The sequence below is a fragment of the Lapidilactobacillus luobeiensis genome, from assembly GCF_024345205.1.
Taxonomy (GTDB): Bacteria; Bacillota; Bacilli; order Lactobacillales; family Lactobacillaceae; genus Lapidilactobacillus; species Lapidilactobacillus luobeiensis.
The window spans coordinates 1-20645 of the sequence record NZ_BROC01000023.1 but is presented as its reverse complement, the minus strand read 5'-3'; the positions used below and the strand labels follow the sequence as shown (position 1 = coordinate 20645).

General features: G+C 48.2%; 17 protein-coding genes and 1 tRNA gene. 15 read left to right on the top strand and 3 right to left on the bottom strand.

All coding sequences use genetic code 11. The annotated features are described in order from the left end of the window. The first annotated feature begins 96 nt into the window (after positions 1-96). From OCU21_RS08145 to OCU21_RS08115, 7 genes are all read left to right on the top strand, one after another. Complete coding sequence (locus OCU21_RS08145; RefSeq protein WP_261806916.1) at positions 97-1590, top strand: nicotinate phosphoribosyltransferase; 1494 nt, start codon at positions 97-99, stop codon at positions 1588-1590. Positions 1591-1667: 77 nt separating this feature from the next. Beyond that, the gene (nadE, locus tag OCU21_RS08140) at positions 1668-2495 is read left to right on the top strand and encodes an NAD(+) synthase (RefSeq protein ID WP_261806915.1); all 828 of its coding nucleotides are present in this window, start codon (positions 1668-1670) and stop codon (positions 2493-2495) included. 295 nt (positions 2496-2790) lie between these two features. After that, positions 2791-5487 carry a cation-translocating P-type ATPase gene (locus OCU21_RS08135; protein WP_373875479.1) on the top strand — a complete coding sequence of 899 codons (2697 nt, stop codon included), beginning with the start codon at positions 2791-2793 and terminating at the stop codon, positions 5485-5487. 1126 nt (positions 5488-6613) lie between these two features. Next, entirely contained in the window at positions 6614-7051 is a 438-nt protein-coding gene (locus OCU21_RS08130) for a hypothetical protein (protein WP_261806914.1), read from the top strand. A 49-nt stretch (positions 7052-7100) separates the two neighbouring features. Beyond that, positions 7101-9290, top strand: coding sequence for a Tex family protein (locus OCU21_RS08125; RefSeq protein WP_261806913.1), 2190 nt, complete (start codon positions 7101-7103; stop codon positions 9288-9290). Then, on the top strand, positions 9283-9750 hold the full coding sequence (locus OCU21_RS08120; protein WP_261806912.1) for a SprT family protein: 468 nt from the start codon (positions 9283-9285) through the stop codon (positions 9748-9750). Before OCU21_RS08125 ends, OCU21_RS08120 begins: the two co-directional genes overlap by 8 nt. 79 nt (positions 9751-9829) lie before the next feature. Next, complete coding sequence (locus tag OCU21_RS08115) at positions 9830-10144, top strand: hypothetical protein (RefSeq protein ID WP_261806911.1); 315 nt, start codon at positions 9830-9832, stop codon at positions 10142-10144. 223 nt (positions 10145-10367) lie between these two features. On the opposite strand, the gene OCU21_RS08110 is transcribed toward OCU21_RS08115, so the two are convergent. Together OCU21_RS08110 and OCU21_RS08105 are read right to left on the bottom strand one after the other, a co-directional pair. Beyond that, a tRNA-Leu gene (locus OCU21_RS08110) sits at positions 10368-10453 on the bottom strand. Between the two features lie 741 nt (positions 10454-11194). Then, positions 11195-11398: a hypothetical protein gene (locus tag OCU21_RS08105; RefSeq protein WP_261806910.1), complete on the bottom strand. Its 204-nt coding sequence runs from the start codon at positions 11396-11398 to the stop codon at positions 11195-11197. A 547-nt stretch (positions 11399-11945) separates the two neighbouring features. Between OCU21_RS08105 and OCU21_RS08100 the strand changes: the two genes are divergently transcribed. Beyond that, the gene (locus OCU21_RS08100) at positions 11946-12653 is read left to right on the top strand and encodes a glucosamine-6-phosphate deaminase (RefSeq protein ID WP_261806909.1); all 708 of its coding nucleotides are present in this window, start codon (positions 11946-11948) and stop codon (positions 12651-12653) included. A gap of 318 nt (positions 12654-12971) precedes the next feature. Next, positions 12972-13589 carry an ECF transporter S component gene (locus tag OCU21_RS08095; protein WP_261806908.1) on the top strand — a complete coding sequence of 206 codons (618 nt, stop codon included), beginning with the start codon at positions 12972-12974 and terminating at the stop codon, positions 13587-13589. 275 nt (positions 13590-13864) lie between these two features. On the opposite strand, the gene OCU21_RS08090 is transcribed toward OCU21_RS08095, so the two are convergent. Then, on the bottom strand, positions 13865-14506 hold the full coding sequence (locus tag OCU21_RS08090; RefSeq protein WP_261806907.1) for a hypothetical protein: 642 nt from the start codon (positions 14504-14506) through the stop codon (positions 13865-13867). 358 nt (positions 14507-14864) lie between these two features. Here OCU21_RS08090 and OCU21_RS08085 point away from each other — a divergent pair, with 358 nt between their 5' ends. The 6 genes from OCU21_RS08085 to purB all read left to right on the top strand — a co-directional run bounded on the left by OCU21_RS08085 (position 14865) and on the right by purB (position 20386). After that, a complete protein-coding gene (locus OCU21_RS08085) occupies positions 14865-15065 on the top strand; it encodes a cold-shock protein (protein WP_125596848.1) in 201 nt (66 codons plus the stop codon). A gap of 293 nt (positions 15066-15358) precedes the next feature. Then, positions 15359-15919, top strand: coding sequence for a GNAT family N-acetyltransferase (locus OCU21_RS08080; RefSeq protein WP_261806906.1), 561 nt, complete (start codon positions 15359-15361; stop codon positions 15917-15919). Positions 15920-16117: 198 nt separating this feature from the next. Beyond that, positions 16118-16729, top strand: coding sequence for a glycoside hydrolase family 73 protein (locus OCU21_RS08075; protein ID WP_261806937.1), 612 nt, complete (start codon positions 16118-16120; stop codon positions 16727-16729). Between the two features lie 55 nt (positions 16730-16784). Continuing rightward, positions 16785-17354: a xanthine phosphoribosyltransferase gene (locus tag OCU21_RS08070; RefSeq protein WP_261806905.1), complete on the top strand. Its 570-nt coding sequence runs from the start codon at positions 16785-16787 to the stop codon at positions 17352-17354. 486 nt (positions 17355-17840) lie between these two features. Then, positions 17841-18956, top strand: a complete 1116-nt coding sequence (locus OCU21_RS08065; RefSeq protein ID WP_261806904.1) for an ATP-grasp domain-containing protein — start codon at positions 17841-17843, stop codon at positions 18954-18956. A 134-nt stretch (positions 18957-19090) separates the two neighbouring features. Further along, entirely contained in the window at positions 19091-20386 is a 1296-nt protein-coding gene (gene purB / locus OCU21_RS08060; protein WP_261806903.1) for an adenylosuccinate lyase, read from the top strand. Positions 20387-20645: the final 259 nt, after the last annotated feature.

Genomic DNA, 20645 nt, shown 5'->3' with positions numbered 1-20645 from the left:
AAGCAAACTTGAAGTAAGGACTTAAAAGTATTTTTAACCATAATTCCGGCGGTTATGTTATGATTAGTGCCATAAACAATTCTTCGAGGTGCAGTGATGCAAAAGATATATCCTGATGACAGCTTGATGCTTCACACGGATTTTTATGAGATCAATATGATGTATTCCTATTGGAAGAAGGGGATCCACAAGCGCCATGCGGTTTTTGAAGGTTATTTCCGCAAGATCCCTTTCGAAAATGGGTACGCTATTTTTGCGGGCTTGGAACGAATGGTCCGTTATTTGCAGGGCTTTCATTTTTCGGAAACGGATCTGGCTTATTTGCGGGAACAGACTGATTTTCCGGAAGACTATTTGCAATATTTAGCGGCGATGAAGTTTGAGTGTACGATCCGTTCGGCGCAAGAGGGTGATTTGGTTTTCAATGAGGAGCCGGTGATCCAAGTTGAAGGACCCCTAGATCAATGTCAATTGGTGGAGACAGCTTTGTTGAATATCATCAATTTTCAAATCTTGGTCGCGACGAAGGCGGCCCGAGTCAAATCGGCGGCGAATGGTGATCCAGTGATGGAGTTTGGTTCGCGGCGAGCGCAAGAATTGGACGCGGCTTTATGGGGCACGCGGGCAGCGTACATTGGTGGTTTTGACGCGACGAGTAATGTTCGCGCTGGCAAGATCTTTGGGATCCCGATCAGTGGTACCCATGCGCATTCGTTGGTCCAAGTTTATCAAAATGATTATCAGGCCTTTAAAACTTATGCGGAAACTCATCACGATTGCGTTTTTCTAGTGGATACGTATGACACTTTGAAATCTGGTGTGCCTAGCGCGATCCGAGTAGCCAAGGAAATGGGCGAGCGGATCAATTTCTTAGGCGTACGGATCGATTCTGGTGATATGGCCTATATTTCTAAACGGGTCCGTCAACAATTGGACGCAGCTGGTTTTGTTAATGCGAAGATCTATGCCTCCAATGACTTGGATGAGAAAACGATCCAGAACTTGAAGATGCAGGGTGCTAAGATCGACGTTTGGGGCGTGGGGACTAAGGTGATCACGGCCTTTGATCAGCCAGCGTTGGGCGCGGTCTATAAATTGGTTTCGATCGAGGATACGCAAGGTAAAATGGTCGACACGATCAAGCTGTCCAGTAATGCGGAGAAAGTCAGCACACCTGGGAAGAAACAGGTGTGGCGGATCACCAACCGGCAGAAGCATGATAAGTCTGAAGGCGACTACATCACGTTGTGGGATGAGAGTCCCTTGGCTCATGAAGAGCTGTTCATGTTCCATCCTAAATACACCTATATCAATAAGACAATCAGTGATTTTGACGCGGTGCCGATCTTAAAAGATATTTTTGTGGATGGTCATCTTGTCTATGACCTGCCTAGTTTGGATTCGATCAAGGCGCGAACGGGCAAAAATCTGGATTCCTTATGGGAAGAGTATAAGCGTGATCTGAACCCCCAAGAGTATCCTGTCGATCTGTCACAGAAACTTTATGATCATAAAATGAACCATATCGCGCGGATGCGGCAAATGGTCAAAAATTTAAATCCTCAAGGCGATAGTCATAAACGCCTCTAATCGATATAAACTTCTTGACGTAATTTCAGAAAATAGCAATTAAGAGTAGCAATAGTGAACGGAAAGGGAGTGGGCTGATGCGGCCCTTACAAAAAAAGATCATTGCTGTTGAAAAAACGCAACCGACGATCGATGCGCATGCCGAAGTTCGGCGGTCCGTGGATTTTTTGAAAGATTACTTGCGGCGGCAATCTTTTTTAAAAAGTTATGTCTTGGGCATTTCTGGTGGTCAAGACTCGACCTTGGCTGGCAAGTTAGCGCAAATGGCAATCAGCGAATTACGGGCGGAGACTGGCGATCAAACGTATCAATTCTTCGCGGTCCGCTTACCTTATGGCATCCAGGCCGATGAAAGTGACGCGATGGCCGCGATCGCTTGGATGCAGGCGGATCAGGTCGTCCGGATCGATATCCAGCCGGCGACTGCGGCGATGTTGGCTGCGCTAACGACAGCGGGGCAGTCGATCTCTGATTTTAACAAAGGAAATATCAAAGCCCGCCAGCGGATGATCGCCCAGTACGCGATCGCCGGCGCTCATGCTGGTGTTGTGATCGGGACTGATCACGCAGCGGAGAATATCACTGGCTTTTATACGAAATTTGGTGATGGTGGCGCGGATGTAACGCCGTTATATCGCTTAGATAAACGTCAAGGTAAACAGATGTTGGCTTACCTTGACGCGCCGAAGCATCTCTATGAGAAGGTCCCCACGGCTGATCTGGAAGAAGATCGACCGGCGTTACCAGATGAGGTCGCCTTAGGGGTCACTTACACGCAGATCGATGATTATCTGGAAGGTCGGGAGATCCCAACTGCCGCCGCCGAGAAAATCGAGCAATGGTTTATCAAGACGCAGCACAAGCGTCATTTGCCGATCACGGTTTTTGATGATTTTTGGCGCTGATGATCGTGTCAAATCAAGTTCGGCAGTTTCTTACTGATGGTCAATGCAGCGAGTCGCGGAAGTGATAGAAAATTAGGTGCGATTAAAAAAATATCCTATTTTCGAGGTTTTACTTTGCTTTACCCGCGTATTTCTAGTATAATAGCTTTGAAAACAAGGGAGTAACTGGCAGTGTGACCACTGCGACAAAACCATCAACAAGACATAAGTTCTGGTTTTGTCTTAATTAGTGAGACTTGTGCGTGTATTTGGCGTACAGGTCTCTTTTTATTCCTGAGTGAAAGAGGAGGAATTATTGTTGACAGAGACAAGCAAGGCATCGTCTAAACGGTTTTATGCCCTGAAGAAATCCGACTTGCTGGCCACGCTCAAAACCAGCGAACAGGGTCTCAGCGCTGACCAAGCCCAACAACGGTTAGTGGAGAATGGGCCCAACGCCTTGGCACAGGGGAAGAAACGGACCTTGTTCCAACGTTTCTTCGATCAGTTCAAGGACTTCATGATTTTAGTTTTATTGGTCGCGGCCTTGATTTCCGGGGTGGTTGCTCAAGAATGGGCGGACGCCGGTTTGATTTTAGCCGTGGTGATCGTTAACGCGATCTTCGGGGTCTTTCAGGAATCGAAAGCGGAAGAAGCCATCGACGCCTTGCGGGAAATGTCGACTCCCGAGGCTCATGTTCGTCGTGGTGGTCAAGTCGAGACGATCAGTAGTGAAAAACTGGTCGTCGGCGATGTTGTCTTGCTGGAAGCCGGCGATATCGTGCCTGCCGATGTGCGCTTGATCGATTCTGCCTCGATGAAGATCGAAGAAGCGGCTTTGACCGGTGAATCGGTGCCGGTGGAGAAAGAAGCTGGCGTGTTACCTGACGAAGAAATAGCGATCGGTGACCGCAAAAACATGGCCTATATGAACAGCAATGTGACATATGGTCGTGGTGTCGGCGTGGTTGTTGGCGTGGGGATGGATACCCAAGTGGGACACATCGCCGGCATGATCAATCAGGCCGAAGAAACGAACACACCGTTACAGGATAATTTAAACTCATTAGGGAAAACTTTGACTTGGTTGATCCTGGTCATCGCTGCAATCATTTTTGTTGTCGGGATCTTAAACAATCATGATGGCTTACCAATGAACGAATTGGTTATCAACATGTTACTAGTGGCGATCTCGTTGGCTGTTGCCGCGATCCCAGAAGGGTTACCCGCGATCGTCACGATCATTTTGGCTTTAGGGACAACGCGGATGGCCAAGCGTCAATCCTTGGTCCGTAAATTACCGGCAGTTGAGACTTTAGGTAGCACAGAGATCGTTGCTTCCGATAAAACCGGGACGCTAACTCAAAATAAGATGACCGTTGAAAAAATTTACCAATACGGTCGTTTGCAAAATGCCGCGGACCCGATCTCAGGTCAGGATATGGCTTTGAAGGTGATGACCTTCAGTAACGATACCAAGGTTCAAAATGATGGCAAATTGGTTGGGGATCCCACAGAAACGGCTTTGGTTCAATACGGATTTGATCATGACTATCACGTGGCTACTGAACTAGAAGCTGAACCACGGGTCGCGGAAGTGCCGTTTGATTCAGAACGAAAGTTAATGTCAACGATCCACAAAATGGCTAATGGTAAATTCTTGGTTGCAGTCAAAGGTGCGCCTGATATGCTATTGCAACGGGTCACTCAGATCCAAGCCACACCAACAGAAGTGCGGGCATTGACTACTGAAGACAAGCAGGAAATCTTGAATCAGAATAAAGGAATGGCGACTAAGGCGTTACGTGTTTTGGCGATGGCCTACAAGATCATCGACGCTGTTCCTGAAAAACCAGATACGAATAATGTGGAACAAGATTTGATTTTTGCTGGGTTAGTCGGGATGATCGATCCGGAACGGCCTGAAGCGGCGCAAGCAGTTGCGGATGCGAAAAAAGCGGGGATCCGGCCAATCATGATCACCGGTGACCATCAAGATACTGCGGAAGCAATCGCGGGACGCTTGGGCATCATCAAGCCTGGCGATGACAAAGCGGTCATTACTGGCGCGGAATTGGACCAGTTGAGTGACGCAGATTTTGAAAAGAAAGTGAAACAATATTCCGTTTATGCTCGGGTCTCACCTGAACATAAAGTACGGATCGTCAAAGCTTGGCAGGATCAAGGCAAGGTCGTGGCGATGACTGGTGACGGGGTTAATGACGCGCCAGCGCTGAAGTCAGCGGATATCGGGATCGGCATGGGGATCACGGGGACAGAAGTTTCCAAAGGTGCTTCGGACATGGTTCTGGCCGATGACAACTTCGCGACGATCATCGTGGCCGTTGAAGAGGGGCGGAAAGTCTTCGCCAACATTCAAAAATCAATCCAGTATTTGTTGTCCGCTAACTTAGGTGAAGTCTTGACCTTGTTCATGATGACCTTGATGGGCTGGGATATTTTGCAGCCAGTGCAATTGTTGTGGATCAACTTAGCGACGGACACCTTCCCGGCGATCGCCTTAGGGGTAGAGCCAACGGAACCAGGAATCATGGACCGCAAACCGCGCGGACGGAAATCGAACTTCCTTAGTGGCGGCGTAGGCTCCTCGATCATTTATCAAGGGATCCTGGAAGGCGCGTTGACCTTGGGGGTTTACGGCTTAGCGATCCTCTTCCCTGTGCACGCTTCTAATGACGCGATGCACGCGGACGCATTGACGATGGCTTACGCGACCTTAGCGTTGATCCAATTGTTCCACGCGTTCAACGTGAAGTCGATCCATCAATCGATCTTCAGCGTGCATCCATTTGCCAACCGGATGTTCAACATCGGTGTGGGAACTTCCTTCATCATGGTCGCTTTGACCATTGTGGTGCCAGGCTTCAACAGCCTCTTCCACGTCACCGAATTGAATCTATTACAATGGAGCATGGTCCTTGGCGCCGGCGTTCTGATGGTGTTGATCGTCGAATTGGTCAAATTCTTCCAACGCCGTGCTGGCAAGGAATAAGGACTGATCTTCGTGGGAAAACCCTGATCAGTTTGTCAGGGACAGAGGTTGCCGCGTGTGGCAGCCACAGTTAATGAGTCATTAAAAACTACCGACAGCAATTTTGTCGGTAGTTTTTTGGCTCTTTTTCTTGTTCGTATGCTTAATTGCAGGTATGCCGGGTTTGTGTGGTGACGCAACCGCCTCAGGACGTTTGTCGTGGCTGGAAACGTGCTCACCGACCCAGCTCCTTGCGCTTAGCTACGCAATTGTTCCGGAAGCAAAATACAGCTTCCAAAACAATTGCTAGGCTAATGCTCAGGAGCTACCCGGGTCGGTTCGCACTCTGTTTCGAACGCAGTGGGCATCGTTTTGAGCCAATCCGAAACCCACGGCTTGTCTCAAAATCGAGCCTTATTCTAAGCGATAAATCGCTAAGAATAATCTCACCACTGAGCCACACGTCCTGAGGCGGTTGCTAGGCAGAATTGCGCCTAACTGCAATCGAGGCAAGGATTTGACGAACTGCTTTGGCAAGCTAGAGATCAAACAACTGCCCGCTTTTGGGGTGGTAATGCAGCATAATGGATTCGGATTAGTTGGTTTGAAATCTTTACCCGCTCCATAAACAATTCTAGGTGAACCCAACAGATTCAGTTGATTCATCCAGAGCTTGCCTTAGTTCATCAGACAGACTTCACTGGTGTCACCAATGTAAAAATGCTGACCACTAACCACGGTCGTTAGCCGCGTGGTTCCCCACCAATTGGTCATAGCTTGCCAGTCGGCGTGAGTGCTTAAACGACTGTTAAAACGTTGAGCGGCTGGAGCGGAGAAATTCGGGGTGAGCTCGCCGTGAAATTGTCCTTGGCGGCTTTGCCGCTTAGGACAAGGCTCAGCTTTGAGATTCGCGGGTTTTGCGAAGCTCAAAGTGACGCCCACAGCGAGCTCACCCCGAATTTCGCAGCGCAAGCTGCGGCCGTTATCAAAGCGTGCTCCGCACAACTGCTTTCTGCGCTTAGCTACACAACTATTCCGGAGGCACAAATCAGCCTCCAAAATAGTTGTTAGGCTAATGCTCAAAAGCAAACCGTTGTGCTGCGCACTCTGTTATAATAGACTTATCAATTTTGAAGAGGTAGACAAGATGGCTAATAAAATGCAGCAAAAAGCGATGCACTATGGGCTGACGATCAATCAGGTCGTTGAACGGACAGAGCAGATCCAAGAAGAGTTGGATCCAATGTTTCGGGCGTTGAAGACAGCGCTGGCAGACGATCAGATCGCGGAAATGGCGCCGGTCAAATTTACCGAAACGCGCGAGGTATTCACAACACGATCGGAAGAATATCAAGAATTATGCGCACGTTTAGCCAAGGGAACAGCCCCTGCGCGTTTGATGGGCAATCATAAATTGTTAGTAGCTGCCTATCAAGACTTTGCAGATGGTTGTCAAAAAATGGCGGCCAGTTTACATGAAGATCAAACAGTCGATCAGACGGCTTTTGCGGCAGCTGAAGCGCAACAAGATGACGCGACGGAACGTATGAGTAAATATCTGCAGCGGATCACCGCGTTAGTTTGATCAAGTCAGGACAGCCGAACGAACTTTATTTGGGGAGACAGGATTTTTAATGACGGAGACAATTTTAGAACCAAAAGCGTTAAAACAAGCGCAACAAGAATTAACGTTTAAGCCAGCGGCGGTGACTGCGGTCTTGACCATGTTGGACGAAGGCAACACGGTACCTTTTATCGCCCGCTATCGTAAAGAGCGCACCGGAAATTTAGATGAAGTCCAGATCCGCACGATCGAGACGACTTTTGAACGATTCATGGCCTTGAATAAGCGCAAGGACGAGGTTTTGCGTTCGATCACAGAGCAGGGGAAACTCACGCCAGCATTGCAACAGGCCCTTGAACAGGCTGCCAAACTGCAACAGGTCGAGGACCTTTATCTACCGTATAAGCAAAAGCGGAAAAGCAAGGCGACCGTGGCCCGTGCTCATGGGTTGGCGCCTTTAGCGGAACAGGTCCGTCAACAACCTAATTTTTCGCGGGAACAGTGGGAGAAAACGGCGGCGCAATATTGTGACGCCGAGCAAGAATTACCTGATGTCGCTGCGGTCTGGGCGGGGGTCCACGAGATCCTGGCAGATGAGTTTGGTGATGTGGCTACTTCTCGCGAGTGGACACGCCAATATACTCAACGGCAGGGCGCTCTGACTGCTCAGGTCAAAGATGAGGATGCCGATGAGAAGGGTGTTTATCGGCTCTATTATGATTTTAGCCAGCCTTTAGCTAAATTGGCGCCCCATCAAGTTTTGGCGATCAATCGTGCGGAAAAAGAAGGGATCCTCAAAGTTGCCCTTGTGGTAGATACGAGCGTGATCGTGGCGCACCTAACGCGTCAAACTGATTCGCGGCGAAACCAGTTTGCCTCGGAATTGGTCCAGGCGGCTGTCGCGGATGCTTACAAACGCTTTATTGGACCTGCGATCGAGCGGGAATTGCGGGCCAAGCAAAAAGAGTTGGCGGACGCTCAAGCAATCAATGTTTTTGGTGAAAACCTGCGCCACCTGTTATTACAGCCGCCTTTGAAGGGCAAGGTCGTTTTAGGCTTTGACCCTGCCTATCGAACAGGCTGTAAACTGGCGGTGGTCGATGGTACGGGTAAGTTTTTGGATAAATTGGTTATCTATCCGCACAAACCGGCCAGTCAAAAATTGCGTGAACAGGCGCCACAACAGTTTTTAGATTTTCTTGAAAAATATCAAGTGACGATGATCGCCATTGGCAACGGGACGGCTAGTCGTGAATCTGAGCAGTTTGTCGCAGAAACGATCAAACAAAGTTCGCGCACGATCTATTATGTGATCGTCAACGAGGCTGGGGCTTCCGTCTATTCAGCCAGTGACAACGCGCGGGCTGAATTTCCAGAGCTTCACGTTGAGGAACGTTCAGCGGTCAGTATCGCTCGTCGGTTGCAAGATCCTTTGTCCGAATTGTTGAAGATCGATCCACGGTCAGTGGGTGTTGGCCAATATCAACATGATGTCAGTCAAAAAGCGCTTAGTGAGCAATTGGATATCGTGGTTGAAAATGTTGTCAATAATGTTGGCGTTGACCTTAATACGGCTAGTGTCGATCTATTGCAACATATTTCGGGATTATCAGCGACGATCTCTGCCAATATCGTGGCCTATCGCAATGAAAACGGGCGCTTCGCCAATCGGAAACAGCTGCAAAAAGTACCTCGTCTAGGGCCTAAAACCTACCAACAGGCAGTTGGTTTCTTGCGGATCATCGCCGGGACTGAACCCTTGGATAACACAGATATCCATCCGGAAAGTTATCCAATCGCCGCGCAGATCCTGCAGGAACTCCATCTAACTAAAGCGGATCTGGGTTCAGAACAATTACAAACGTTTAGTCGCTTATTAGACTTGGATCGTTTAAGCGCTAATAATCAAGTGGGCCGCAGTACCTTACGTGATATCATCAGTGGCCTTTGCAAGCCCGGTCGCGATCTGCGTGACAATGTTCCTGCGCCGCTTTTACGGCAAGATGTGATGTCGATCGAGGATCTGCAAATGGGCATGGAATTACAAGGGACGGTGCGCAACGTTGTCGATTTTGGCGCCTTTGTCGATATTGGCGTTAAACACGATGGATTTGTGCATATTTCCCAGTTGGCTGATCATTTTGTCAAAAATCCGAGCGCTGAAGTGGCCGTTGGGGATATCGTTAAAGTCAAGATCCTCAATATCGACTTGGAGCGGGAGCGGATCGGCCTGACGATGCGTGGGTTGTCTCGTGACTGATCAAGAATTGCAGGCCTTGGTCGAACAGGTCTCGTTGAGCGCTTTTCAGCAACCGTTTCGCCACCAAGCACGGTTCAATCGGCGCTTGAAGACAACGGGAGGTCGTTACTTTATCGGCGACCATCACCTTGATTTCAATCCGACTTACGCCGCCACATTATCCCGCGCCGAGTTCATTGGCATCGTCAAGCATGAATTGTGTCACTATCACTTACATTTAAGCGGGCGACCCTATCAACATCGCTCGGCCGCCTTTAAAAATTTGTTGGCGCAGGTCGGCGGTTCCCGTTATGTGCCAGCGACGGCAGCGCCAGTCACGAAGGTCAACAAGCAACGCTATGAGTATGTTTGCCAGAGTTGCGGGCAACACTATCGGCGTCAACGGCGCATCGATCTACGTCGTTTTGTTTGTGGCCGTTGTCAGGGACGGTTACGCCAAGTGCCGCTTTCAGCATCCTAGCGTCCTAATGGTGGGTTGCGTAGTCATAAGTTCGAAAGTAGCAGTGGGGTTTTTAGCTCACAGAAATGGAATGAGAAAAATGAAGTTAGCTTTACTTGCGCAAAATATCGGTGATACGATCAAGGGCCGCCAACAGCGCCCTGTTCAAGCAGAAACTACTTTCCCAGTGGAATTCACCCATGCTTATAAATCGGCTCAAGGTTGTTTGATCGTACGTGTCAGTGCCGATGGTCAGTATCAGATCAAGAAGTTTGAACATCAGTATAAAGATGTCACTGACCCTTGGCGTCAAATCGATCACGCCGCTTTTATGGAATGTGATGCTGATTTCGACGAAGCTGATCAGCTGATCGCCGCGATCGAACAAGTAGTGGGGACGCCAGCGCTCCCGTAAGTGGCTTGGCTTTGAATCAAGCTGGTGACCGCAGTAGCCAGTAGTTTAAAAATTAGAAAAAACCAGTGTCACCACCAGGTCGAACTGTTGATTTTTGTTCTTAGCATCAACAAAGCGGCAATGGTGCGGTGCGCACTGGTTTTTTTATTTTAAAGGCGCCAATATATATACAACAAAGACCCGCCAGTTGAGAGCAACTGACGGGCCTTCCGATCAATGATGATGCGGGCAAGAAGACTCGAACTTCCACGGCCATAAGTGGCCACAAGATCCTTAGTCTTGCGCGTCTACCAGTTCCGCCATGCCCGCGAAACAATGCAACATTCATTATAAGTTATTTTACAAGCTAGGTCAACAAAATTTTGCCACCGGTCTTCGCGCCAGTTTTTACCACTGGTCAATGCCAGCGCCCACTTGGACCGCCGTGGTAAAGACTCAAAGAAGACGATGATCGACTCACTGTATTGCGCGGCGGAATCTTGAGATCAAGCAGCGGTCTAGAGACACGAAACGACATGATCCCGATAAAATAACAGAATCATGTCGTCAAAGAAATCGCCTTGAATCCTTCATGAGTTGGTTTCTCGAGTTGACACGGACCAGATCATGACATCATCGTGCTGAAGTGGTCCTTATGAATTCGTGAACGAACAGCGGTGACACTGCTTTCTACCGCTTAATTACCTTCACCAAATGGAGTACAGCAATCGTCAAAATCAAAAGCAGAACGATCACGATTACAAGCGCCGTTAAAACTACTAATTTATCGCCAATCATTGATGATCCTCCTTAATAAGGTGTTGAACACTTGTCATTCATCAACCACATTTTACTTTTTAACCTAAAAGTATCCTAAACCATACTTGCTTACGGGACACGTGTACCCGACACGTGCCCATGAGAGTAAGGATACCCCTTTAAACTTATACTAGTATAATGGTTAGTACTTGTCAAAAAAAATGAATTTTTTATAAAATAAAAGCGTTATCATTTCCGCGTTTTAGCCTAATGTTATTTTTTATGAATATTCTTGATCACAGGGGCGGTTCTTCAACGGGTTTTCATGCCGTTTGCCCGCAGCTTGCGCTGCGAAATTTGGGGTGAGCTCGCTGTGGGCGTCACTTTGAGCTTCGCAAAACCCGCGCGAATCTCGAAGCTGAGCCTTGGTCTAAGTGGCAAAGCCACTAAGACCAATTTCACGGCGATCTCACCCCGAATTTCTCCGCTCCAGCCGCTTAACGTTATCTTATTCATTTAAGCACTCACGCCGACTGGCAAGCTATGGCCAATTGATGGGGAGCCACGCAATTTACGGCCGTGGTTAGAGATCACAACTTTAAATTGGTGACACCAATGCAGTCTGTCTGATGAAGTAGAGTAGATTCTTGATGACTCAAACAAATTGTCAGATTTCCAATCAACACTCGCTTGAGTTTTGAAGACCCCACTTACAAAATCACTTCGTCAGATACCCAACTTCGATTGCAGATAAGCATATAGCTGCTTAGCAACCGCTTCAGGACGTGTGGCTCAAAACGATGCCCACTGCGTTCGAAACAGAGTGCGAACCGACCCGGGTAGCTCCGGAATAATTGCGTAGCTAAGCGCAAGGAGCTGGGTTGGTGAGCACGTTTCCAGCCACGACAAACGTCCTGAGGCGGTTGCGCTCACGCACACCCCCCAGACCGAGAACCACGCCGAATACTTTTTCGCAAAACTGCGTGAGAAAAAATGCGTTCCAGTCTTGACAAAAAGCCGATTTCGCGGTAAATTGGACTAGACCAAACAAGGAGGACGTAAGATGGAAATCAAAGTAGTTAAAGACAAAATCGCCGGCGGACAGGCCGCATTTGAACTGATCAAAGCGGGCATGGCCCATGGTGCTAAAGTGCTCGGTCTAGCCACTGGTAGCACACCAGTCACCTTGTATGACGCAATGTGCAACAGTGATCTGGATTTCTCACAAATGGTTTCGATGAACTTGGATGAATATGTAGGCTTACAACCTGACAATGATCAAAGCTACCATTACTTCATGAAGGAACATCTTTTCTACAAAAAGCCGTTCAAGGCTAGTTATGTACCTGATGGAGCTAATCCTGATATCGACGCGGCAGCCGCTGATTATGAGAAATTATTGGCAGAGCATCCGATCGATATTCAGATCTTAGGGATCGGGCGCAATGGTCATATCGGCTTCAATGAACCTGGTTCAGATTTAGACGGTAAGACTCAAAAAGTGGCTTTGACGCAATCAACGATCGATGCCAATGCACGCTTCTTTGCTAACGAACAAGATGTCCCTCGTTTTGCGATCTCCATGGGCATCGGTTCGATCATGAAGGGTAAGCAAATCATTTTGATTGCTTACGGTGAAGACAAAGCGGACGCAATCAAGGCGACGGTTGAAGGTCCGGTCACCAATCATGTTCCTGCCAGCGCTTTACAAAATCATGAGAATGTAATCTTGATTTTGGACGAAGCAGCGGCCAGCAAATTATCTAAATAAAGTTACTAAGCAAAAAAGTCAGAGCAGATCGCATTTGCACTGGCTTTTTTTCGTGAGGATCAGTCCAGTTGCTTGCTCTCAATAGTCGAGCAGCTAAAAGTTCTGATCAAGATAAAAGCAATCTTTGCTTCACATTTTACAGTGGTTCAGGTAGAATTAGACCAGTTCATGTCGCGAAAAATGGTCATGAGGTTCGGTTGGATCCCTCTCCACAGAGTAAGTGGACCAAAACGGCAAGAGACAAAGACGGCCAATAAACTGGTTTTAGTATTGTTTAGCAACATGGGACGACCAATTTGATTTGATGAGGTGAACAAAATGGGACGAAGTCAGGGCAAGGCCCGCGAGATCGCGATTTTAGGTATTTTTACAGCGATTTTGATTTTGCAATCAGTGGTACCTTTTTTGGGCTATATTCCTTTATTGCCAGGAATGCCGGTCATTACGCTCTCGGTAATGACGGTGATGGTCGCGGCGGCGATGCTCGGTCCCCGAGATGGCGCGATCCTTGGCTTGATCTGGGGTGTGATCTCGCTGATCCGTGCCTACACTTCGCCAGGTACTGTGACCTTTTTATTGTTCGCTAACCCCGTGATCGCGATCGTGCCCCGATTATTAGTAGGTTGGTTGACTGGTTGGCTACCACGGGTGCTGTCAAAAGCCAAACTACCGCAACCGCTTAGCTATGGGGTCAGTGGGTTTCTCGGTGCGGCCCTCAATACTTTTGGGGTGATCACCCTTTCCAGTTTGTTTTATCTCAATCACGCTAGCACCTTGTTGAATCAAATGGGCTTTCAAGGGGACACACGTAATCTTTTCGTGATCCTTTTGACGGCTTTGGGCGTGAATGGCCTGACAGAAGCTCTGAGCGCGTTGTTTATCGTACCGTTACTGGGGATTCCCTTGACTCATGTTTGGCAGCGGCGCCAAGGTTGAGGCAGCGACGATTCGATCCATCAAAAAGTCAAAGACACGCCCCAAAAGCAATCAGCTTTTGTGGCGTGTCTTGGTTTAGGTGCAGTCGCTATTTATGGGGTGTTGAGGAACTGGGTCAATGCTCAGGAGCTGACCGGGTCGGCTCGCACTCTAAACGTGCTCGCCGACCTAGTGCTTTCCGCTTAGCTACGTCACTGTTCCGGAAGCAAAATACGGCTTCCAAAACAGTGACTAGGCTAATGCTCAAACACTACCCAGGTCGGCTCGCACTTTTTTTAAATTGTATTTAGTATTTTTTTGACTGCGGCTTCTGTGCTGGTTAGGTTGACTTGGAGGATCTCTAGTTGTTGGTCGACGGCGCCGAGGTAGCGGTTGGCGCGGGCGCGGCGTTCGTCAAGGCCGTCTTTATCGGTGCGATAGAGTTCGGGCGCGTCGCGATAAAAGTTGTTCTGGTCTTTCAGGAAGGCGCTCATGAAGTTAGCAAAGCTTTGATGGTCGAGGTCGATAATATGGATGCTCTGCGTCAGCTCCGTCAGTTCTGCGCTGGTAAGGCTGTTGATCCGACTAATGTCGACTTTTTTAAGGCGTTCGTTGATCTGATTGATACTTTTTTGGCTGGCTTTCAGTTTATCGTAACTTTTTTGCGCAGTTTGATTGAGAAGATAGGTTTGGGTGGTGTGGTCCGTCAACAGGTTAGTTTCCGGCGCGTGTTTTTGCTCCTTGGTAAAAACACGCTGGATCTTAGCGTAGTTGGCGTAGATCGTTTTAAGTTCTTGACGTTGAGTTTTGACCTCAGCTTGAAGCGTTCGCGCATCACTTTTCAATTCAGCGGCGCTATCATAGGTTTTCTGGCAACCGGTCAAGATTAATAGGAAGCTGGCCAGTAGCATGAATAAAAATCGGCGTTTTTTTGTCATATGGATTCCCCTTATAGTTATTAAGTTACCATATTCATCTTAACGGTTAAAGCAAAAGTTCCGAAATGCGCAGAAACGAATAAGTCAGTTGGAGCCGGTACCGCTTTAATACCCGTTCGGTGGCGAAAAAATGAACCGATCAGCGATTTCGTGTATGCGTTTTAATTGTTGCTATATTAAAGAAAGTCCGCACAATTTCAGCAAAAACGCTTGTATTCTTTCGTCCTGCATGATAGTATAAGAGTTGTACTTTTTGAATGGTATTGGTTCGATTGTTCGCATAGACTTTCTTCCAACAAGTACCACACAGAAATACACACATACAAATTTTTAGCTTTATCAAGGAGGAAACGTTCTAATGGAACACGGAACAGTAAAATGGTTTAACGCAGAAAAAGGTTACGGCTTTATCACTCGCGAAGATGGCAGCGATGTATTTGTACATTTCTCAGCTATCCAAGGCGACGGCTACAAGACTCTTGAAGAAGGCCAAGGCGTTACTTTCGACATCGAAGAAAGCGATCGCGGACCTCAAGCCGTTAACGTTAACAAAGACTAATTAATTTTTGATTAAAAAGTTTTTTGGATCGGCAAAGTGCCGGTCCTTTTTTGTATATTTAAAGTTACGATAAACTGGTCGTACCAGCAAAATCATTATGATTGGGGATCGCGTTGGGGACCTTTCAAGACTTTTAGCAACAGGTCGGCCCTGATGTCAGGCACTATTTTCGATATTTTTTAGAGATAATTGACTTTATGGTAGGATCTGGCGGCATATTCGCGGAAAAATCGTTATAATAGAACGAAAGACAGTGGTCGCACGTCTTGACCTCACGGAAGGGTTTTGGTCAAATGATAACAGTAAAAAGTTGGCCCAATGGCGTCAGTCTTTGGCAAGTTCCCGCAGCGGATGCGTGGACGCAATTACGACCGTTATTGTTGCTGGCCGACGAAGATGCACGCATGGTCGCTGACTATTTGCCTGACTGTCAGCTGTGGGCGTTGCAGTGGCGCCACACGTTCGTTGCCAGTATTGCCTTGCGCCCGTTGACACCGACAGTTGGGGAGATCATGAATTTAGCGGTGGCCCCAGACCAACAACGGCAAGGCGTGGGTCGTTGGTTAGTCCAATGGGCATTGCTACAAGCGCAGGCCGCAGATCGGCAGCAAGTCACGGTCGGGACCGGCGATGCGTCATTAGGCAATATTAGGTTTTATCTGCAAAATGGGTTTCGTTTCAGCGGCGTTCGTCCACATTTCTTTGACCGCTATGCGGCGCCGATCTATGAAGACGGGTTACGCTTGCAGGATATGGTATTGCTGACGCAAACGCTGACCCCCGCTGTTTTGCAAAACGCTCGGTTGATTTGTCAAATGGCACCAAACATCACGGCCGTGGCCGATCAACTTTAGGTAAATGCTAGCAAAATAGAAATTGCTTGAGCGTGGTGGTGCCAGCGCCATTTTCTCAGTCACATTGATTTAGAGCAGTTCTTGCTTCGCGAAATTTTTTGAAAAGGAGTCGCCACTGTGCCTTATCAGCCCAAGAAAAATAAATATCGTCCGGCACGAAAAAAATCTAAAAGTAAAAGCGCTTATTCACGTTCAAAGATGATCGACACGAATAATTTCTTTTTAGGGGTCATGCTCTTTTTTGTATTGGGGATCGTGGTGGTTTTATTTTTGCATTTTCGGCAACAAGAGAACCTGTCAGCGGAGCAAGCGGCGGCTTCATCCAGTGCTAAAGCAGCCGAGCAACGGGAAAAGCAGGCTTTTATCAAAAAAGTCGCCCCAGAAGCGGTCCAGTTACACAAAACCTACTCGGTATTGCCAAGTGTGACGATCGCGCAGGCCATTTTGGAGAGCAATTGGGGCAAAAGTACCTTGAGCGCCAAATACAACAATTTATTCGGCGTCAAGGGTTCTGACCCGGCCAATACTCAGGAAATGACCACACAAGAGTATGTCAACGGTGAGTGGCAAACAGTGACCGCGCGTTTTCGAGTCTATGCTTCGTATGAGGCGTCGATCCTTGATCACGCGCAATTATTCGTGCGGGGCACGACCTGGAATCCCCAACAATATCAGCATTTTTTGGCGGCGAAGGATTATCAGGCCGCGGCTCAGGCCCTTGAGACAGATGGCTATGCCACCGATCCCGCTTACGCCAAGAAGATCATCGCTTTGGTCGAGGCTTATTCATTGGATCAATATGATAAATAACCGTGTCGTGGTCCAAGCAACTAGGCCATTCACGTTAAAAAATGGAGGAAAGCAAATGCGCGCCTTAGAAGAAAAGATTCGTCAAGATGGTCAAGTTTTACCCGGGAATGTCTTAAAAGTAGATAATTTTTTGAATCATCAGATCGATCCGCAATTGATGTACGCCATTGGTCAAGAGTTTCAGCGTCTGTTCGCAAACAAGCCGATCACTAAGATCTTGACCGTCGAATCTTCAGGGATCGCGCCAGCGGTCATGGCGGGTCTGGCGATGCAGGTGCCCGTTGTTTTCGCGCGGAAGCATAAATCATTGACCTTGAAGAACGATCTTTATACGGCGACCGTCTATTCATACACGAAGAAAACCAGTAATGAGATCTCGATCTCCCGCAAGTTCCTCACAGCGGCTGATCATGTCTTGATCATTGATGATTTCTTGGCCAATGGTCAGGCGGTGGAAGGCCTGATGGCGATCATCGCAGCGGCGGACGCAACTTTAGAAGGCGTCGGCATCGTCATTGAGAAATCCTTCCAAAAAGGACGTCAATTGTTAGACGCCAAAGGAATCCAAACCGAATCACTAGCACGGATCAAAGCCTTCGCAGATGGCCAAGTCATCTTCGCCTAAAAAAACAGAGTGCGAGCCGACCTGCCCAGCTCCTGAGCATTAACCTAGCAATTGTTTTGAAAGCGTCCCTTGCTTTCGGAACAATTGCGTAGTTAAGCGCAAGGAGCTAGGACGGCAAGCACGTTTAAAAACAGAGTGTGAGCCGACCTGGGTAGTGTTTGAGCATTAGCCTAGTCACTGTTTTGGAAGCCGTATTTTGCTTTCGGAACAGTGACGTAGTTAAGCGGAAAACACTAGGACGGCAAGCACGTTTAAAAACAGAGTGCGAGCCGACCTGGTCAGCTTCTGAGCATTAACCTAGCAACTATTATGGAGGCTGGTTTGTGCCTCCGAAATAGTTGCGTAGTTAAGCGGAAGAAGCTAGGTCGGCAAGCACGTTTTGACCCCAGAAGTGTTTTTAGTGGTCAAATTTGCTAGAATGGCATTAGTCATCATGATCCACTTAGTCAGATCGTTTATAAATCAGGAAGTTAGAGGGTAAAGCAGATGAGTTTTGTTTATCCACGTTCTTATATCGGGATCATTGGTGGTGGCCAAGGCAATTGGCAATTGGCCCAAGCCGCGCACAAAATGGGATTTTCCGTGAATCTATTGGTTCCAGATGCCAATGACCTCGCGACCAAAGAGGCGGATCAAGTGATCATCGGCGCCTCCACTGATGTGTTGCGACTACGTCAACTTGCCGCAGCCAGTGAGGTGGTACTTTTTCAAGACGAAAAAATCAATATCAATAGTTTGAATGAGGCGCAGATCAGCGCCAAATTACCGCAGGGGACCGAGCTGCTGGCTATGACGCAAGATCGCTATTTAGAGAAAACTTTTCTGGAAGATCATAATATCAATATTCCGCCTTATGCGATGGTCGTTTCACTGAGTGATATTCGGGCTGCTGTTGATTCGATCGGATTTCCTTGTGTGCTGAAGCCGATCCAAAAAGGAATCGGTCAGGCTCATTATGTTTTGCAAACGGCTGCCGATGTTGAGCAATTGGCCGGTGAGCTTAGTGACGGTAGTTATATTTTGGAGTCTTGGGTACCCGTTAGCAAAGAGTATGCGATCATGGTCAGCAAGGATCGCCGCCAACGGATCCAAACTTTCCCTGTTTTGGAAACGGCCGCACACAATGGGCGCTTCCACAGCGCTTTGGCCCACCAAAAAAACGCGCCCGCTTTGGTACAAGAGATCGAACGTGTTGCTACTCAGATCGCTGAAGATATTGACTTTCAGGGATTATTTGGGGTAACTTTTTTCGCGACAGAAGCGGGGATCTTGTTCGTTGATCGGATATATCCTGGTCCATATCAAGCGGCGGATCTTTATGGTAGCGTTACTAACTTTTCGCAATATGAATTACAGTTACGTTGCTTATGTGAGTGGCCGCTCCCCGAGCTGTACTTGCGCCAAGAAGGGGCTTTGATCAGTTTACCAGCCAGTCAAGAACCGCAAGTTTTTGGCCAGATCCAAAAACGGGTCAATTGGCAGTTCCTATTTTGGCCGGTGATCGTGGGCACGGCCGCCAATGCGACAATCGGTGAGGCGACGATCGTGGCCAATGATTATGAAAGTTTGTTGGAACTGATCGAGCATACTGACCTTTGGTGAGGTCGGTAGTCAGTCCACCGGCTACAACTTGCAAGATGGCCAGAGGACCTTTGTCGTCGTGATAGGACTTTTAAGCAAGGCGATCAAGAAAGCAATCAGCGGATCAGACAGTCAAAAAATGGAGGAGATCAGGCATGATCGATCGATATACGCGTCCCGAAATGGCGCAAATCTGGAGTTTACAAAATCAATATCAATCTTGGTTAGAAGTTGAGGTGTTGGCTTGTGAGGCCTGGTCGACTTTAGGCGAGATCCCAGCCGTCGATGTTGCCAAGATCAAAGCTAACGCGAGTTTTGACACTGCGCGGGTCCAAGAACTGGAAAAAGTGACCAAACATGATGTGGTTGCTTTTACCCGGGCGGTCTCGGAATCATTAGGTGCTGAACGTAAATGGATCCATTTCGGGTTGACTTCGACTGATGTGGTCGATACTGCTCAGGGTTATCGCTTGAAGCAGGCCAATGATCTGATCCGTCAAGATCTGACGAGTCTGTTAGCCACGATCAAGCGCCGCGCAGTTGAGTTTGAAGACACTGTCATGATCGGCCGGACCCATGGTGTTCATGCTGAACCGACTACTTTTGGCTTGGTCCTGGCAACTTGGTACGCGGAATTGAAACGGGATATCGAGCGCTTCGAACACGCAGCTCAAGGTGTCGAAGCCGGTAAAATCAGCGGAGCAGTCGGCACTTTCGCCAATATTCCGCCAGAGATCGAGGCCTTTGTGACTGAAAAATTAGGATTACGCGCTCAAGATATCTCAACGCAAGTTCTCCCCAGAGACCTGCACGCTGAATATTTATCCACGATCGCTTTGATCGCGACTTCGATCGAGCGTTTTGCTTTGGAGATCCGACATTTACAACGTACGGAGGTCCATGAGGTCGAAGAAAGTTTCGCCGCAGGACAAAAAGGTTCTTCAGCAATGCCGCATAAACGCAATCCGATCGGCTCCGAGAACTTGACCGGCCTGGCCCGTGTATTGCGAGGCTATCAGACCCCGGCCTTGGAAGATGTTAGCTTGTGGCATGAACGCGATATTTCTCATAGCTCCGTTGAACGGATCGTTCTGCCAGACGCGACTAGTTTACTGGATTATCAATTGACCCGTTTTGATCGCATTCTAACAGATCTAGGCGTTTTCCCAGAGAAAATGTTGCAAAACCTCAATTTGACCCATGGGCTGATCTTCAGCCAAAGAGTCCTGCTTAAATTGGTTGAAAGTGGCTTGAGTCGTGAGCAGGCCTACGATTTGGTTCAAGGCAAGACGGCTTTGGTTTGGAATGAGGGCGCTGATTTCAAAACATTATTGGCAGAGGATCCGCAAGTGATGGCGCAACTGACGCCAGAGCAGTTGGACGACGCTTTTGATTATCGTTGGCATTTGCGACGGGTCGATCTGATTTTTAAGCGGTTGGGGCTGAAATAGGATTCAGGCTATTGATTTGTGTCGATTTGAAAAGTACCGTTTCTTTGTTTGCTGATTTGCCTGCTTGCAGGTGTGGTTGGGTTTGGGTGTGGACGCAACCGCCTCAGGGCGTTTGTGGTGGCTGGAACGCAGTGGACGCTGTTTTGAGCCAATTCAAAGACCGAATTGTCTCAAAATCAGGTCTTTGTCTAAGTAGCTGCTGGCGCACCTACAAAGACAAATTTCACTGCTGAGCCACACGCCCTGAGGCGGTTGCTGG

What these genes read in the sequence shown, in the direction of transcription:
- OCU21_RS08090 (WP_261806907.1), bottom strand. Translation starts at nt 14,506, where the DNA reads ATGACAAAAAAACGCCGATTTTTATTCATGCTACTGGCCAGCTTCCTA.
- OCU21_RS08125 (WP_261806913.1), top strand. Translation starts at nt 7,101, where the DNA reads ATGACGGAGACAATTTTAGAACCAAAAGCGTTAAAACAAGCGCAACAA.
- OCU21_RS08100 (WP_261806909.1), top strand. Translation starts at nt 11,946, where the DNA reads ATGGAAATCAAAGTAGTTAAAGACAAAATCGCCGGCGGACAGGCCGCA.
- OCU21_RS08145 (WP_261806916.1), top strand. Translation starts at nt 97, where the DNA reads ATGCAAAAGATATATCCTGATGACAGCTTGATGCTTCACACGGATTTT.
- purB (WP_261806903.1), top strand. Translation starts at nt 19,091, where the DNA reads ATGATCGATCGATATACGCGTCCCGAAATGGCGCAAATCTGGAGTTTA.
- OCU21_RS08065 (WP_261806904.1), top strand. Translation starts at nt 17,841, where the DNA reads ATGAGTTTTGTTTATCCACGTTCTTATATCGGGATCATTGGTGGTGGC.
- OCU21_RS08085 (WP_125596848.1), top strand. Translation starts at nt 14,865, where the DNA reads ATGGAACACGGAACAGTAAAATGGTTTAACGCAGAAAAAGGTTACGGC.
- OCU21_RS08080 (WP_261806906.1), top strand. Translation starts at nt 15,359, where the DNA reads ATGATAACAGTAAAAAGTTGGCCCAATGGCGTCAGTCTTTGGCAAGTT.
- OCU21_RS08075 (WP_261806937.1), top strand. Translation starts at nt 16,118, where the DNA reads ATGATCGACACGAATAATTTCTTTTTAGGGGTCATGCTCTTTTTTGTA.
- OCU21_RS08130 (WP_261806914.1), top strand. Translation starts at nt 6,614, where the DNA reads ATGGCTAATAAAATGCAGCAAAAAGCGATGCACTATGGGCTGACGATC.
- OCU21_RS08105 (WP_261806910.1), bottom strand. Translation starts at nt 11,398, where the DNA reads ATGAATAAGATAACGTTAAGCGGCTGGAGCGGAGAAATTCGGGGTGAG.
- nadE (WP_261806915.1), top strand. Translation starts at nt 1,668, where the DNA reads ATGCGGCCCTTACAAAAAAAGATCATTGCTGTTGAAAAAACGCAACCG.
- OCU21_RS08070 (WP_261806905.1), top strand. Translation starts at nt 16,785, where the DNA reads ATGCGCGCCTTAGAAGAAAAGATTCGTCAAGATGGTCAAGTTTTACCC.
- OCU21_RS08115 (WP_261806911.1), top strand. Translation starts at nt 9,830, where the DNA reads ATGAAGTTAGCTTTACTTGCGCAAAATATCGGTGATACGATCAAGGGC.
- OCU21_RS08095 (WP_261806908.1), top strand. Translation starts at nt 12,972, where the DNA reads ATGGGACGAAGTCAGGGCAAGGCCCGCGAGATCGCGATTTTAGGTATT.